Below are 14,844 nucleotides of genomic sequence, written 5' to 3' on the forward strand. Positions count from 1 at the left end.
AGGTGGGGTTTCTGCGTTTACGGGCCTTAATCTGACTTGAACGAACAAGCGGGCTCCATCGCGAAGCGCGAGGGCCTCATATCGCTGACCTGTACTGCGATACGCATCTCAAAGTCCTTCAGCGACTCTCATCACCGCACATCCGATCGCACCCATTCGACCTGGTGCCTCAGGCGCAAGCAAGCCGGAATAAGCGCATCCCCTCGGGGGTGTGTGAAAATGCCCCTGCAACTCGCGAACGCTTCGTTGCGCGGCATCGCTTTACCGGGTTGGGACCGAATCCATCCACTTACCAGGTAAGTCCGCCTCGTCCGTGCTCTTGCGCCTTTGGCAAAACGCCTGGAACCGCAAGCAACGATCCTGTCGTGTAAGCCGAAAGTCAGGACGGACAGGGAAGCCGTCCGCCAGTGGTTCTTTGCATGAATGTGCGTCATGGCAAAAGGAACAGCAAGATGACTCCTTACACTGCGGGAATGGATTCCAATAGCCTGAATCTCGTGCAGATATTCGGACTGTTGATCGGAGGTCTTGCTCTTTTCCTTCTCGGTCTCGAGTTCATGACGGGCGGCCTGAAAGCGATCGCCGGATCGAGACTGCAGGCGCTGCTGGGTATGCTGACCGCGAGCCGCATTCGCGGCGTGCTGGCCGGCGCCGTCGTCACCGCGCTGCTGAATTCGTCGACCATCACCACGGTCCTCATGGTCGGCTTCGTTTCTTCCGGCCTGATGACGCTGACCCAATCCGTGCCGATGATCATGGGCGCCAATATCGGCTCGACAGTCACCGCGCAGATCATCGCTTTCGACGTATCGAAGCTAACGTCGTTCATGCTCGCGATCGGCTTTGTCCTGCATGCATTCGGCCAGCGTGAACTGCTGCGCCAGATTGGCCGCGTGGTCCTCGGACTGGGCCTGCTGTTCCTTGGGATCCAGTTGATGGGTGACGCGACGCGTCCGCTGCGCACGTTCCAGCCATTCATCGACGCGATGCAGGACATGGAGAACCCGCTGGTCGGCATTCTTGTGGGCGCGATCTTTACCGCGATCGTTCAAAGCTCCGCAGCAACCCTCGCTATCGTGATCGCTCTGGGAGCCCAAGGGCTGATGCCGCTCGAAGTTGGCATCGCGGTGATTCTGGGCGCAAAAGTGGGCACATGCGGAACGGCGCTGCTCGCATCGATCGGAAAAAATCCCGAGGCGGTCCAGGTCGGCATGGTGCATCTGATCTTCAATATTCTGGGCGTGCTGATCTGGGTTTTCTTCATCCCCCAGATGGCGGACATGGTGCGGCACGTGTCACCGTCCTATCCCGAGTTGCAGGGCGTGGCGAGACTGGCCGCCGAGACGCCGCGTCAGGTTGCCAACGCTCATACGATATTCAGTGTGGCAAGCACGTTGATCCTGATCTGGTTCACCGGCCCGATTGCGCGGCTTGCCGAGTTCCTCGTGCCGAAGCGGGCGCAGGAGGTCAAACGGGCAGGGGACCCGCTTTATCTCGACAAATCGTCGCTGACGGTGCCGTCGGTCGGCTTGCAACGGGTGCGCATCGAATTGACGCGGTTGGGGCAGGAGGTGCTGGACATCGTTCGACGCGGCACCCAGGTCGTCTCGAACGGGACGATCGAAGAGATCAACCTTCTGCTGGACCGGGACAAGGAAGCCGACCGGTTGGCATCGGAGATTCTTCACTATATTGGCCACCTGTCGCAGGTGGAACACTCGGAGGACGAAGGTCAGCGGATGGTCGCATTCACGCAGATCGTGTCCACTCTGGAAAGCATCAGTGGGATTGTCGGGACCAATCTGGTGTCGGTCAGCCAGCAAAGGTTGACGCATCAGATCGACCTCACGCGTTTGCGCGATCCGGCCACGACGCAATTTACCGACACCGTGATGCACCATCTCGTCCAAGCGGTCCGCTCGATCGACGAGTCCTACACGAGCGAAGCAGCGGAGGTCATCGCGGCGAGGGCCGAGATCGAACAGATGGCAGCAGCGGCGCGCCAGGTCGTGCTTGCCAAGCTGCAACTGGCGGACAAAACCGATGTACTGGCGTTCCGGCTGGCGATGGACCTGATCGAACACGGCAGACAGATTGCGCAGTTCGCAAGAGCGTTGGCGAAGAGCGCAGAAGAGTGCAGGTAGCGTGTCGGGAGATAGAGTCGCGCCCAACTAGGGCGCAAACTCTTGCCATACACTCTTGGTGGGCTAAGCGAGAGCCGATTGTGATGCAGAAAACGACACCGCTATCGCTGCGCTAAAGCGCATCTTGGCCTGAGGTCCAATTTTATTCGGCATCCTATTGATTGCTCGCGATTTGGGGACCGTCCGCGATTGAAATTGCGCGCCCGTCAGCGTCAACGCGTCGCGTGCGCTTCGCAGGCAGTTGCGCGCAAGACAGCAGAAAAGGCCGCCGGATCTTCCGCGCAGGACGTATGCCCTGGATCCAGTACGTGCAGCGTGGCATCGGAAATGCCGCTAGCCATTTCCCGCGCATGAGCCAGCGTACGTGCGGCGTCGTGCCGTCCATGAACAATGGCGACCGGTACGCTCGGCAGCGTCGACAAAACGGAAACGAAATCCATCGAGTGCTGGCTGCGAAGCGCTTCGACCACCGCACTTTGCCGCAACCGGGCAGGATAGCCGCGTACGTGTTCCAGCAGGAAAATTGAAAGACGAGACGCCGCGCGCGAAATTCAGCGCGCCGCGATCACGCAGACTATCAACGAAAGCACGGAACAGAGAGCTAAAACGCTCGGCATCATCCTATTCTTCAAGACTATGAAGTTCGCGCGGACAGCGTGCATAACGCCGTGGCGCCATTCCCGACCAGCGATGAAACGCGCGCGAAAATGCCTTCTCCGACGAATAGCCGACCCGTTCGGCAATCTCGATCAGCTTGCGTTTGCCCTCCGTCAATTCACCGCTCGCGAGGTACATGCGATACGCGGTCAAGTGACCTATCGGCGTATCGCCGACCAGTTCGACGAAACGCGCGCTGAATCGCGAGCGCGACATGCCGGCCGCCGTCGCGAGACTCGCGACGCTCCATTCACGACGCGGATCGCGATGGATCAGCGCCATGGCACGGCCGATCTGTGGATCGGCAAGGCCGCGTAACCAGCCCGTATGATTCGCCGTCGATTGCAGATGCGCGCGCAGCAGTTGCACGAACAGCACGTCCGCGAGGCGAGCGGCGGCGATCGCCCAGCCGGGTTGGCAGATCATCGATTCCTGAATGAAGCTTTGCAGTGTGCTCGCTAGCCACGGCGCGACGGCAGGATCATTCGCGCGAACGTGGATCAACGGCGGCAACACCGAAAACAACGGGCTACGCATGATGTCCCGATACACGACGATGCCGGTGTACAGGTCGCTGGTCTCGCCGCCGCCGCCCGCGGTGAATTCGAGCGGCGTGTCGAAGCGCGGATGGATGCCCTTGTCGGCCATCAGCGAATCGAACGGTACCGGCCGCTCATCGAGCGACGAAGCCATCACATGCTCATGGCCGTGCGGCAACAGGACGAAGTCACCCGGTTCGACATACACGGCGGGTGCCCCCGCGACGCACAGGTAGAACGGGCTGCCCGAGCCCATCCGGAAGGGCGCGCCAGACACGGCGGGTTTGCGAATCGCCCACGGCGCGCTCAAGGTGAAACGGCCGGTAACGACCGCGTCCGCGCGTAAGTCGGCCAGGATGTCGCTGAGAAGATCGGTCGCCATCATGTGACTCCGTGAATCGTGGGGTGGATTGATCGGCGAACCGCGTTCTCGCGTCCGGCACTGCGCTGCCTCAGAAACGCTGCTGGATGCCGGCCATTACGCCAAGCTGGTTTTGTCCAACGCCGACCGATCCGCCGGCCGCAACCGCCGCCGCGCCGCGTGAACTGTTTTCCATGAATCCGACCGACGTATACACCGTCGTGCGTTTTGACAGCAGGTAATTCACGCGGCCGACGAACAGCGTCGAACTCGACGTCTCGCGCAGCAGATAGCGCAGCACCTGTGTATCGAATGATAGCGCCGGGCTCGCGTGATACGTCGCGCCGACAAAATAGATGTCGGACTGGCTATGCACGGCGGCCGAGGTATTGCGGCGAATCCAGCCGCCGCCGATTTTCGTCGGACCGAAGATCGCATACGCGTCGACGATGGTGCGCGTGTCGGTGTACCCGGGATTCGACAGCGGCGCCGACGCGCCGACACCGCCGCGCATCACGTCGTACGAAGCGGCCACGCCGAATTGCGACGCGTCGTACGCGAGCATCATCGTGTATTGACGGCACGCAACCGGATCGCCCGCGACGTTGCCGCCGCAATTGGTCGCCGACGGCCCGGCCGGGCCCGCCGCGTCGCGTCCGCTGCTATACGTGCCGCCGACCGTGACGCCGTTGAACTTGCCGAGATAGCCCGCCGCATTATCGCTGCGCGCATTCGGCAGATAGCCGTCAAAACTCGCCATGGAGTGGATCGACGGGCCGATCACGTCAGCGTTGAGCAGCACGTACATCGACATGTTCATCTGCCGCCCGAGCGTGAGCGACCCGTACGGCGAACTTACGCCGACATTGGCCTGGCGGCCGAACAGACGTCCACCGTAATTGAGCGCACCGCTATTCATCGCAAACCCGTTCTCGAGGACGAAGAACGTCTTGAAGCCGCCGCCGAGATCTTCGCTGCCACGCAGCCCGAAACGCGACGGCACTTCGCCGGTCAGCGTCGGCATGCCGACCACCGAGCCGCCACCCGCCGCATTGTTGTAGTACTGCACGCCCGTATCGACGATGCCGTATAGCGTCACGCTGCTCTGTGCGCGGGCGTCGACGGTGGCGAGCGCCGTGGTGGCGCCGATCACGGCGAGAAGCGCGGTGGAGGCAGCCGTTCGTTTGACGTTCCGTTTGACCTTCATGTTTCTCCAAGCCTTGTATGCAGCACTGCTTTTTTTGTGGGTTCGGAGTCGGTCATGGCGACCGGGCTCCCCAGGCGGCGTGCGGCGAACGGTTCTGATGCCGTCTCGCACGGTGCGCATCGCCCCTCGCAATTCAGCGAATTCAGCGGAATAGAGCGGGCGAATAGGGAGATTCTTGGTGACGCAAAAAACGCCGCCAAGGACCGTAGGTCTCTGAAAAGTAGCCGATCGTCCCGTTGTCGCGCGGCGCGAGCCACCGGCGAAACAACGGCAAAACAACGGCGATTTGCGGAAGGAAAGGTCTATCGCAAGGCAACTGGCGGCGAGATCTACAGGCTGGAACGCGACAGTTCCCCAGCGGCCGCTTTGACACTGGCTTCGACAGTAGCGCGCAGCGTGCCGTCGTTCGTGAACGCGGTATTCGGCCCGGCCACGCTCAACGCCGCGAGCACGTTGCCGCGGCTATCGATCACAGCGGCCGCGCACGAATCGATGCCTGCTTCGAGACCTGAAAAGCTCCACGCGCAACCGTTCGCGCGCGCGGTATCGAGCGCGGCTTTCAACGTGTCCCAATCCGGCTGGTCGTCATTCGTGTCGGCGTTCGGCTGGTTTGCGTATAGCGCGGCCAGTTCCGACGGGTCGAGCTGCGCCAGCATCGCGAGTCCCGGCGTCGCGCGATGCGCGGGAATGCGGCTGCCGACGCGAATGCGGCTGACGAGCGGCGTGTCCGGCGTCTCGCACAGCAGATAGATCAGCTCGGTTCCTTCGCGCACCGCCAGATACGCGGACAAGCCGGTTTGACTGACCAGTCCCGGCAACACCTGACGCGCGCGCGAGGTCAGATCGGACGAGCCGAGCGCGCTTGCGGCCAGCGTCAGAAACGGCATGCCGAGCCGATGCGAGCCGCCTGGCGCAATGACTTCGATCAGCCCAACGGATTTCAGCGATTCGAGCAGGCGCATCACCGTCACGCGATTCACGTCGATCCGTCGTGCGACGTCGCTGAGGTTCGCCGTCGAGCCGCCGTCCGCGATAAAACGCAGCAGGCGGAACGCACGTTCCACCGGTGAGGCCGACGCGTCGGCGGCCTTCGAATTGTCGGGTGTGTCGGTCATCTTCAAGGTGTTCCGGTTAGACGAGGATCACGCCAGCGGCACGGTCCACGCATCGTAAGCGTAGACCCAGTCGGCATTGCCGCCGGTTTTCAGCCAGTTGTTGCCACGCGAGCCGATCTGTATTTTGGCGGTGCGTTCCTGGCGCGCGCGTCCGTATTGCGCCAGCGCCGCGCCGAGCGTGTCCGCTTCGACGCCGGTCAGCGCACGCGACAACACGATCGCATCTTCGATGGCCATGCCCGCGCCTTGCGCCATGAACGGCATCATCGGATGGCAGGCGTCGCCGAGCAGCGCCATGCGCGTGCCAGTCCACTTCGGCAACGGATCGCGAATATACAACGCCGACGCGAGCACGGTGTCGCACGCCTCGAGCAACTTGCGCGCTTCTGGATGGAAGCTCGCATACGCGCGGCGCAAGGCATCCGGATCGCCGGGCGTGGTCCAGGACTCGTGCGTCCAGTCGCTCTGCGACGTCGTCGCGAAGATGAACACGTCACGGCCACGATTCAGCGGGAAGGTGACGATCTGCAGGTCGTCGGTCGGCCCCCACCATTTGACGAACGCGCCGAGGTCGCCACCGCTCAGCCGCTCGGCCGGCACCACCGCGCGATACGACACGATGCCGGTGAACTGAGGCCGCTCGTCGCCGAACAGATATTTGCGCACGCCGGAGTGAATGCCGTCCGCGCCGAGCAGCAGATCGAACGCGTGCGTCGAACCGTCGGCCAGGGTGAGCGTCGCCTGATCGTCCGTTTGATGGAATTCGACGGTGCATTTGCCGAGTTGCAGTTCGTCGGGACGAAGCGCCTGTTCCAGCGCGGTCATCACGTCCGCGCGGTGCATCGTCAACTGCGGTGCACCGTATTTGCGTTCCGCATCGTCCGACATGGCGAGACGTGAGGTTTCCTCGCCGGTGTCCCACATCCGGCTGATGCGCGCATTCGGGCGAGCCGCCGTTTCACGCAACTGCGCGCCGACGCCAAGGCCGTCGAGCGCGCGAACCGCGTTCGGCGTCAGGTTGATATCCGCGCCCACGCGCCCGAAGCGCTCCGCCTGCTCGAACACGGTGACGCGATGCCCCGCCTCGCGCAGCGCAATTGCTGCCGCCAATCCGCCAATCCCACCACCGACAATCCCGACTTTCATGCTTTCCCCGCGTTGGGTCTGTATTGTTCAAAAATGAACACATAGAACATAAATGAACAATCATTTTGGGTCGGATTATTTTTGACGGCAAGGGAAAACCGCTTCGGTTAAACCCTGGTTCGCGCGCCCGCAATGCTAATGGCCGTGAGACGAACGGCAACCTTTCTGGATTTTGGAGAGGTTGTGCGGCCCGGCCACGTCGCCAAGAATTCGCTCATCGCTCGCGCTGCGCGCTGGCCGCGGCGGGCGGCGTTTCCATTATTCGAGGACACAAAACATGCTGAGTCAGGAAAAGAACCGGCTGCTCACCGAAGTGGGTCCGGGCACGCCGATGGGCAACTATCTTCGCCGCTATTGGCATCCGGTGGCGGGTGTCGCCGAGTTCGACCAGAAGTCCGTGCGCCCGATCCGCCTGTTCGGTGAAGACCTGGTGCTGTTCAAGGATCTGGGTGGCAAGTTCGGGCTCGTGCAGCGACGTTGTCCGCATCGGAACGCGGACCTCGCGTTCGGCTTCGTCGAACAATGCGGTTTGCGCTGCGCATATCACGGCTGGGAATTCGATGCGAGTGGGCAGTGCACGCATCAGCCGTTTGAAGAGATCGTGGATACGGAAGCACGCCTGCGCCAGAAAACAAAAATCACCGCGTATGAAGTGCGCGCGAAGGCCGGCATGGTGTGGGCCTATATGGGACCGTCGCCCGCGCCGGAATTGCCCGACTGGGAACCGTTCAACTACACGAACGGTTTCGCGCAGGTCGTGATGGCCGAGATTCCGTGCAACTGGTTTCAATGCCAGGAAAACTCGATCGATCCAATTCATTTCGAGTGGACGCATAACAACTGGACAGAACGTCAACAGGACAGCCAATCCGAACACGTGCCGACGCATCTGAGCACGAAGTACGAAGAGTTCGATTTCGGCTTCGTCTACAAGCGATTGCGGGCCCACGAAACCGAGCAGAACCCGATGTGGACGACGGGCCGCGTGACGCTGTGGCCGAACGGCTTTTATCTCGGGCATCACTTCGAATGGCGCGTTCCTATCGACGATGAAAACACGCTCAGTCTGCTGTGGGTGTTCAACAAGGTGCCGAAGGAACAGGAGCCCTACGTGCAGGAGCACATTCCGGCCTGGTACGGTCCGCTGCGCGATGAAAACGGCGACTGGATCACCACTCACGTTGCCAATCAGGACTTCGCCGCATGGGTCGGGCAAGGTGCGATCACCGATCGCACGCGCGAAACCCTGGGGGCAAGCGATCGCGGCATCGTGATGCTGCGCCGGCGCTTTTTCGAGGAACTCGACGCGGTGGCTGCTGGCGCACAACCGAAAGGCCTGATTACGGATAGCGTCCGCAACCACAACGTATTTCTGCCATCGGCATGCCGTGACGAAATGCTCAACGGCATGACGCGCGCCGAACTGGCCGCGCATCCATTGCTCGGCGCGTACCTGCGCGATTTCATCGGTCAGTACGGACAGCCCGACAGCGTGCGCGACGCTTACGAAGCGGCAATCGGCCAGAAGGTGAATCGTGCGCGTTTCTTCTCGGTGCACGGCGTGCGTCAATCGGATGCGGAAGTGGCCGAGTCGTCGTAAGCGCGCACGTTGTCAGTGTGTCGTCAATTCATGGAGAGTCGGGAAACATGCACGAGCAAACAGGCGGCGAAGTCGTGAACCGCGCACAGACACGCATCCGCGCGCGGGTCCGGACGATTCGCCACGAAGCGGAGCGTGTGTTGAGCGTGGAACTCGTTCCGGTGGACAGTGGCGGGTTTCCGCGTTTCACGGCGGGCGCGCATATCGACTTGCATCTTCCGAACGGCATCACGCGCAGCTATTCGCTAGTGAATTCGCCGGATGACGCAAGGCGCTATGTGGTCGCCATTCTCGACGACGTCAATAGCCGTGGCGGCTCGCGCTTCGTGCACGAGCAGCTTCGTTGTGGCGCGGTTCTGTCGATCGGCGTACCGCGGAACAATTTCGCACTCGACGAAGACGCGATGTCGACGGTGCTGATTGCCGGTGGCATCGGCATTACGCCGATGTTGTGCATGTACCGCCGATTGCGCGAAAAAGGCCGTGACGTGCGCCTGATTTACTGCTCGCGCGACCGCTCGCAAGCCGCGTTTCTCGACGAACTCGGCGCTTTCGGAGGCGGCGTGCATCTGCATTTCGACGCCGAGAACGACGGTCGCCCGCTTGATCTCGCCGCGTTGCTCTCCCGACAACCCGCTGACGTTCACGCCTACTGCTGTGGTCCGAACGCGATGCTGAACGCGTTCGAAACCGCCTGTGAAAAAGCAGGTATCGGCAACGTCCATATCGAACGCTTCGCCGCCGACGCGACGGCAGTCGATGCGCAAGCGAGCGGCTATACCGTGGAACTCGCAAAGAGCGGCCGCCGTCTTGCCGTTCCAGCCGGCGCGAGGTTGCTCGACGTGCTGCTCGAAGCAGGTGTCGATGTCGACTACAGCTGTCGCGAAGGCCTGTGCGGCGCGTGCGAGACGCGCGTGCTCGGTGGCTGTCCGGATCACCGCGACGCCGTGCTGACGCAGTCCGACAAGGCCGCCAACAACGTAATGATGATCTGCGTATCCGGCGCAAAAAGCGAAACGCTGGTCCTCGATCTCGCGTGACCCCGGTTTTCATGCATTGAAGCTGCTCACTTCGAAGCAGCGCATTTGCCTTCCGGACGGCCAGTTTCGCGTCCCCCGCAATCACCCCTTTGAGGACATGATGGATCTCTCGAGCACAGTGAAACATGGCGACGCCCGCGCCGTTGCGCCCGCAGGCAATCTGCACGACGCGGCGACGATTTCCGCGCGCATCGAGCGCTTGCCGTTCACGCGCTGGCACGCGCGCGTGTTGAGCGTGGTCGGCGTCGTTCATATGACCGACGCTTTCGACGCGTTGACGATTGCCTACGTGCTGCCGGTGCTGATCGGCTTGTGGCACCTGTCGCCGGGCGAAGCGGGCTTGCTCGTGTCGGGTGGCTACGTCGGGCAGACGATCGGCGCATTGCTATTCAGCGCGGCCGCCGAACGTTTCGGACGACTACGCGTGTTGCGCTGGCTTCTCGTGATTCTCGCGCTGGGTAGTCTCGCCTCGGCCTATGCGCCGAGCTATGCGGTGTTTATCGCGTTGCGCCTGTTTCAGGGTATTGGCCTTGGCGGTGAATCGCCAGTGTCGGCCACCTACATGAACGAACTGTGTCCCGCGAAGATTCGCGGCCGGCTGATTTTCGTGCTGCAATCGACCTTCGCGGTCGGCAACCTGATTGCCGCGATTGCGGCGATGTGGCTGATTCCCACGTACGGCTGGCAGGTGATGTTCCTGGTGGGCGCGCTGCCGATCGTGCTCGCCGCGATCTTGCCGCGTACCGCGCCGGAGTCGCCGCGCTGGCTGGCGATCAACGGACGCGCCGCTGAAGCAAACCGGATCGTCGAGAAGATCGAGCAATCGGTGCCGCGCGATCAATACGCGCAGTTGCCCGCACCGCGCGTCGTGCAGACGCCTGCGGATCACAAGAAGGAATCGTTTGGTGCGCTATTTCAGCGGGGCTTCGCCGCGCGTACGCTGGTGGTCTGGTTGATGGCCTGTTGCGGCAGCCTGACCACGTACGGCATTCTGGTGTGGCTACCCTCTCTCTATCGGACCGTGTATCACTTGCCGTTGAACGTCGCATTGCGCTACGGGATGCTGAGCATGATCGCGACGCTGATCGGCACGCTCGTGGGCATCTTCGTGATTGACCGGCTCGGCCGCAAGAAGACCTTTGCGATTGCGTTTCTGGGCGCCGCGATTCCGATGCTGTATCTCGCGTTCGCCGGCACGCGCGTGCCGGCTGAACAGGTGTCGGTGCTGGCATCGATCAGCGTCGCGCTGATCGCGATCGTGCAATGCGGGATCTATGTCTATGCGCCCGAGGTCTATCCGACCCGGATCCGCGCCCGGGGGGCCGGTGCGGCTTCGGCGGTGACGCGGGTCTCGTCGGTGATCGGGCCGATGGTTATCGGCGCGCTGCTGACGTATCTGAGTGTCGAGGCGGTGTTCGGCTACTTCGCGTTCGTCTCGTTGGCCGGCTCGATAGTGATCGCCGCATTCGCGATGGAAACGGGCGGCAAAACGCTCGACGAGATTGCGACCGAAACGACAGCCACCGCCGACGCGTGAGCCGCGACGCGCGCGGTACGTCACCACCGCTACCGCGCCAACCCCGCCCCGAACCCCGTACTCGCGAAATAAAGCACGAGAAAATACCCAAGCACATAGAGCGCGTAAGTCTGCCCGTTGCCGGTATAGACCCGCCGTATCCTTCCCGCTGCCGCGAGCGCGACATGCGAGACGCCGCGCCAGAACATCATCGCGAACGGCGGCACCGTGCGTGCGAGTATCGGCCGATAGAACCTGAAGAACCCTGGGACGTTGTCGTTCGCCCGCTGCCGGCTGCGATAGAACAGCACGAAAAGCGCGAACAGCACGGCGGCCACGGCGAGCACCACGAGGACGACGGGCGTCGGGTTCCAGAAGCCGTAGATGCTCTCCAACGACATGCCTTCCCACACCAGCGTCGACGCGAACTGTGGATCGATCGCCGCCGACACGGGTTCGATCAGGAGCTTCGGGAAGAAGGACAGCACCACGATGCCGATCACCAGAACGAACTGCGGCACGAGCAGCATGAGCGGCGCTTCGCTGACGCTCGCCTGCTCCGAGCGTCGCGGCCCGAGGAACAGGCCGCTGACGAAGCGGATCATGTAGAGAAAGCCGACGAACGTCGCCATCAGCCCGCAGATGGCCAGTCCGTACCAGCCCTTGTCCGTCATCGCGCTCAGCAGCAACCATTTGCCGCCGAAGCCCATCAGCGGCGGCAAGCCCGACATCGAGACCAGCGCGATCACCACCATCGTGAACGTGAACGGCATCGCGCGGGCGAGACCGCCCGCCTCGGCGAAGTTGTGCGTGTCGATGCGCAGGATGACGCCCGCCAGCGCGAGGAACAGAATGCCCTTCACCAGCATGTGGTTGGCGACCAGATAGAGCGCCGTGACCCAGCCGAGGTGGCTCATCAACGCAATCGCGGTGACGATATAGCCGAGCTGGCTCATGCTGGAAAACGCGAGCAGGCGCTTGAAATCATTCTGGCGCAGCGCCATCAGCGCGCCCGCGAGCGTCGTCAGCATGCCGATCCACGCCATCACGTGCGCGAGTTCCAGTCCGACCTCAGAGCGTATCGTCAGATAGGTGCCGACCAGCAGGCCGAACATCGCCACCTTGCTGACGACGGCCGACAGCATCGCGGTGACGTCGTCCTCGGCTTCCGTGTATGCGCCCGGCAGCCACACATGCACGCCGAGCGCGCCCGCCTTGATGAGAAAGCCGGTTGCCAGCAGCACGAACGCGCGGCTTGCGTCCGGGCCCGATCTGACGAGCGCGGCGAGTTCAATACTGCCGTCGAGCGCGGCAACGGCGGCGAAACCGGCCAGCAGAAAGAACGCCGACAGCAGCGAAAACAGCAGGAAGGCCAGCACATGCGGTCCTGCGCTGCGGCATTTCGCGATCAGGAAGCAGGACGACAGCGTCACGATCTCCCAGCTATAAAAGAATTCGAGCGTCGTCGTGGCGCGCAGCAGCGCCGGAATCGACAGCAGCAGCACCACCAGCATCGGATAGAAGCCGGCGCGCACATCGCTGCGATAGAGGCTCGCGGCCGCGATGACCAGGCTGCCGCCCAGCAGCAGCCATGCAAACAGCGCCGCAATGCCGTGCGCGTCTTCGGCGAGCCACGAGCCCACCAGCGCAACGGCAATCAGCGTCAACACGCCCTTGAGCCGGCCCGGCAGACGATCGCCGGCATAGAACAACGCGCCCGTAAGCAACGGCGAGAACAGCCATGCCGATCCAGCGCCCGCGAACGAAGCGCCGGCGTAACCCGCGGCAATCAGCAGAACGGCAACGCCGAACAGGGGCAGCAGCGCGACCAGATCGGGGCCGTCCGCGGTCTCGACTTCGGATGGGCGCAACGCACGTACGAACCAGTGAAACATGTAGGCCGCTTCGAGCAGCGAGCCGGTCAGGATCAGCACGATCCAGTAGGGCTTGCCGGCGATGGTCAACTGCATGACCAGTTCCCATTTCGCCCAGCAGCCGGGGAAGGGCGGCAGGCCGGCGATCGCCACCATGAAGAGGCCGAGCAGACCGATCAGCAGCGGACTGCGCGAGAGGATCGCGCGTGCGTCGGTGCCGTGCCGCCGGAGAATGCCGATGAGCCAGAACAATCCCGCCTTGGCGAACAGATGATTGATGAACAGGCCGCCGACCACCAGCGGGATCGACCTGTCGGCGCCGACCTGGCGCAGCAGCGCGAGTGCGAGCATCAACAGTCCCATCTGTCCGATCGACGAATAGCCGAGCACCCGCTGCGGCTTCTTCTGTCTGAGCGCCAGCAGATTGGAAAACAGGAACGTGACGCCGCCGGACACGGCAATCAGGTCGATCTGCTTTTCGAAGAGCGGCAATAGTTTGAGCAGCGCGAAGAACACGCCGGCCGAGACGCCGACCGAAATCATCGCGGCGATGCCGCTTGGCGCGGTCTCGTAGACGTCGAGCCCCCAGCCGTTCGCCGGAAACGGCTTGAGTTCGATGATGAGGCAGGCGAACACGAGCAGCAACGCCGCGACGGCGATCGGGCCGTTGAGATCGGCGCGCAGCGCGATCAGGTCGTCGATGTTCAGCGTGCCGGCGACGTAGTAGAGCAGCACCGTACCGAGCAGGAAGAAGGTCGATGCGATGACCGTCGCGATGATGTACTTGAACGCGGCGGCCAGCGCGACGGGCGTACGCTCGAGTCCGAGCAGCCCGTAGGTGGCTATGGAAACGATCTCGAGAAATACGAAGAGATTGAACAGGTCGCGGGTCATCACCATGCCGTCGATGCCCATCACGAGGATCAGATATAGCAGCAGCGCCGCGTAGTCGCCGCGCAGACGATCCCACAACTGCAGCGCGCCGAGCAGCGCCACCACGTTGACGCTGAGCGTGAAGAAGCCTTCCCATACACCGAAGCGCAGGTTGATCGACACCGGCGGCAATGCGCCCGCCGTGAGCACATCGATCGTCTGGCCGCCGTCGAGCAGGCCGAAGAACGACACGCCGCTCACCAACACGATGCCGCCGAGCGCGACGAAGAAGCCGCCGCTCAACCACGGCTTGCCGAGCCGGTAGAGCAACGGAATGACGAAGCCGCCGCCCAGGCCGAGAATGAAGATGTGCAGCGGATGAAACAGCGCGGCTACCATTTCGACTCGGTGAAGGCGTCGATGGAGAGCGTCTTTTTGGCTGCGTAGAGGCGGATCGCGAACGCCAGCATGATGGCCGTGACAGACAGGCCGATCACGATCGCGGTGACCACGAGCGCCGACGGAATCGGATCGATCGCGCGCCGTGCGGCGTCGGCCTTGCTCAACGCCGCGTCGATGATCGGCGCGGTGCCGCCCGTGACATAGCCGGTCGCGACCATCACGATGTGCAGACCCGTGTCGATCAGCGCGAAGCCGATGATGATGCGCAAAATGTTGCGCTGGGTCAGCATCCCCCACATGCCGATCAGCGAGAGACAGAATCCCGTGATCAGCAGGATGGTCGAAACCGGTAGGCCGGTGGTCATGTGCT

The 14,844-nt window shown here is 62.7% G+C and carries 11 protein-coding genes; 5 read left to right on the forward strand and 6 right to left on the reverse strand.

The window, feature by feature from the left end; genetic code table 11:
• Nucleotides 1–452 precede the first annotated feature (452 nt).
• Entirely contained in the window at nt 453–2,144 is a 1,692-nt protein-coding gene (locus HV770_RS30070) for a Na/Pi cotransporter family protein (RefSeq protein ID WP_175165181.1), read from the forward strand.
• A gap of 290 nt (nt 2,145–2,434) precedes the next feature.
• On the forward strand, nt 2,435–2,671 hold the full coding sequence (locus HV770_RS30075; protein ID WP_175165182.1) for a hypothetical protein: 237 nt from the start codon (nt 2,435–2,437) through the stop codon (nt 2,669–2,671).
• Between the two features lie 94 nt (nt 2,672–2,765).
• Here the strand turns inward: HV770_RS30075 and HV770_RS30080 are convergent, their stop codons facing one another.
• From HV770_RS30080 to HV770_RS30095, 4 genes are all read right to left on the reverse strand, one after another.
• On the reverse strand, nt 2,766–3,722 hold the full coding sequence (locus HV770_RS30080) for an AraC family transcriptional regulator (protein WP_175165294.1): 957 nt from the start codon (nt 3,720–3,722) through the stop codon (nt 2,766–2,768).
• A 70-nt stretch (nt 3,723–3,792) separates the two neighbouring features.
• The gene (locus tag HV770_RS30085; protein ID WP_175165183.1) at nt 3,793–4,908 is read right to left on the reverse strand and encodes a porin; all 1,116 of its coding nucleotides are present in this window, start codon (nt 4,906–4,908) and stop codon (nt 3,793–3,795) included.
• A gap of 329 nt (nt 4,909–5,237) precedes the next feature.
• Nucleotides 5,238–6,023, reverse strand: coding sequence for an IclR family transcriptional regulator (locus HV770_RS30090; RefSeq protein WP_175165184.1), 786 nt, complete (start codon nt 6,021–6,023; stop codon nt 5,238–5,240).
• 27 nt (nt 6,024–6,050) lie between these two features.
• On the reverse strand, nt 6,051–7,169 hold the full coding sequence (locus tag HV770_RS30095; RefSeq protein WP_175165185.1) for an FAD-dependent monooxygenase: 1,119 nt from the start codon (nt 7,167–7,169) through the stop codon (nt 6,051–6,053).
• Nucleotides 7,170–7,446: 277 nt separating this feature from the next.
• Between HV770_RS30095 and HV770_RS30100 the strand changes: the two genes are divergently transcribed.
• The 3 genes from HV770_RS30100 to HV770_RS30110 all read left to right on the forward strand — a co-directional run bounded on the left by HV770_RS30100 (nt 7,447) and on the right by HV770_RS30110 (nt 11,346).
• A complete protein-coding gene (locus tag HV770_RS30100; RefSeq protein WP_175165186.1) occupies nt 7,447–8,769 on the forward strand; it encodes an aromatic ring-hydroxylating oxygenase subunit alpha in 1,323 nt (440 codons plus the stop codon).
• A 47-nt stretch (nt 8,770–8,816) separates the two neighbouring features.
• On the forward strand, nt 8,817–9,809 hold the full coding sequence (locus HV770_RS30105; protein WP_175165187.1) for a PDR/VanB family oxidoreductase: 993 nt from the start codon (nt 8,817–8,819) through the stop codon (nt 9,807–9,809).
• 97 nt (nt 9,810–9,906) lie between these two features.
• Entirely contained in the window at nt 9,907–11,346 is a 1,440-nt protein-coding gene (locus HV770_RS30110; protein WP_175165188.1) for an MFS transporter, read from the forward strand.
• Nucleotides 11,347–11,375: 29 nt separating this feature from the next.
• Here HV770_RS30110 and HV770_RS30115 read toward each other — a convergent pair whose 3' ends face one another.
• Together HV770_RS30115 and HV770_RS30120 are read right to left on the reverse strand one after the other, a co-directional pair.
• On the reverse strand, nt 11,376–14,471 hold the full coding sequence (locus HV770_RS30115; protein WP_175165189.1) for a complex I subunit 5 family protein: 3,096 nt from the start codon (nt 14,469–14,471) through the stop codon (nt 11,376–11,378).
• Nucleotides 14,465–14,839, reverse strand: a complete 375-nt coding sequence (locus tag HV770_RS30120) for a sodium:proton antiporter (protein WP_175165190.1) — start codon at nt 14,837–14,839, stop codon at nt 14,465–14,467. The genes HV770_RS30115 and HV770_RS30120 overlap by 7 nt, the downstream gene beginning before the upstream one ends.
• Between the last annotated feature and the right edge of the window lie 5 nt (nt 14,840–14,844).

The organism is Paraburkholderia fynbosensis (assembly GCF_902859935.1).
Classification (GTDB): Bacteria; Pseudomonadota; Gammaproteobacteria; order Burkholderiales; family Burkholderiaceae; genus Paraburkholderia; species Paraburkholderia fynbosensis.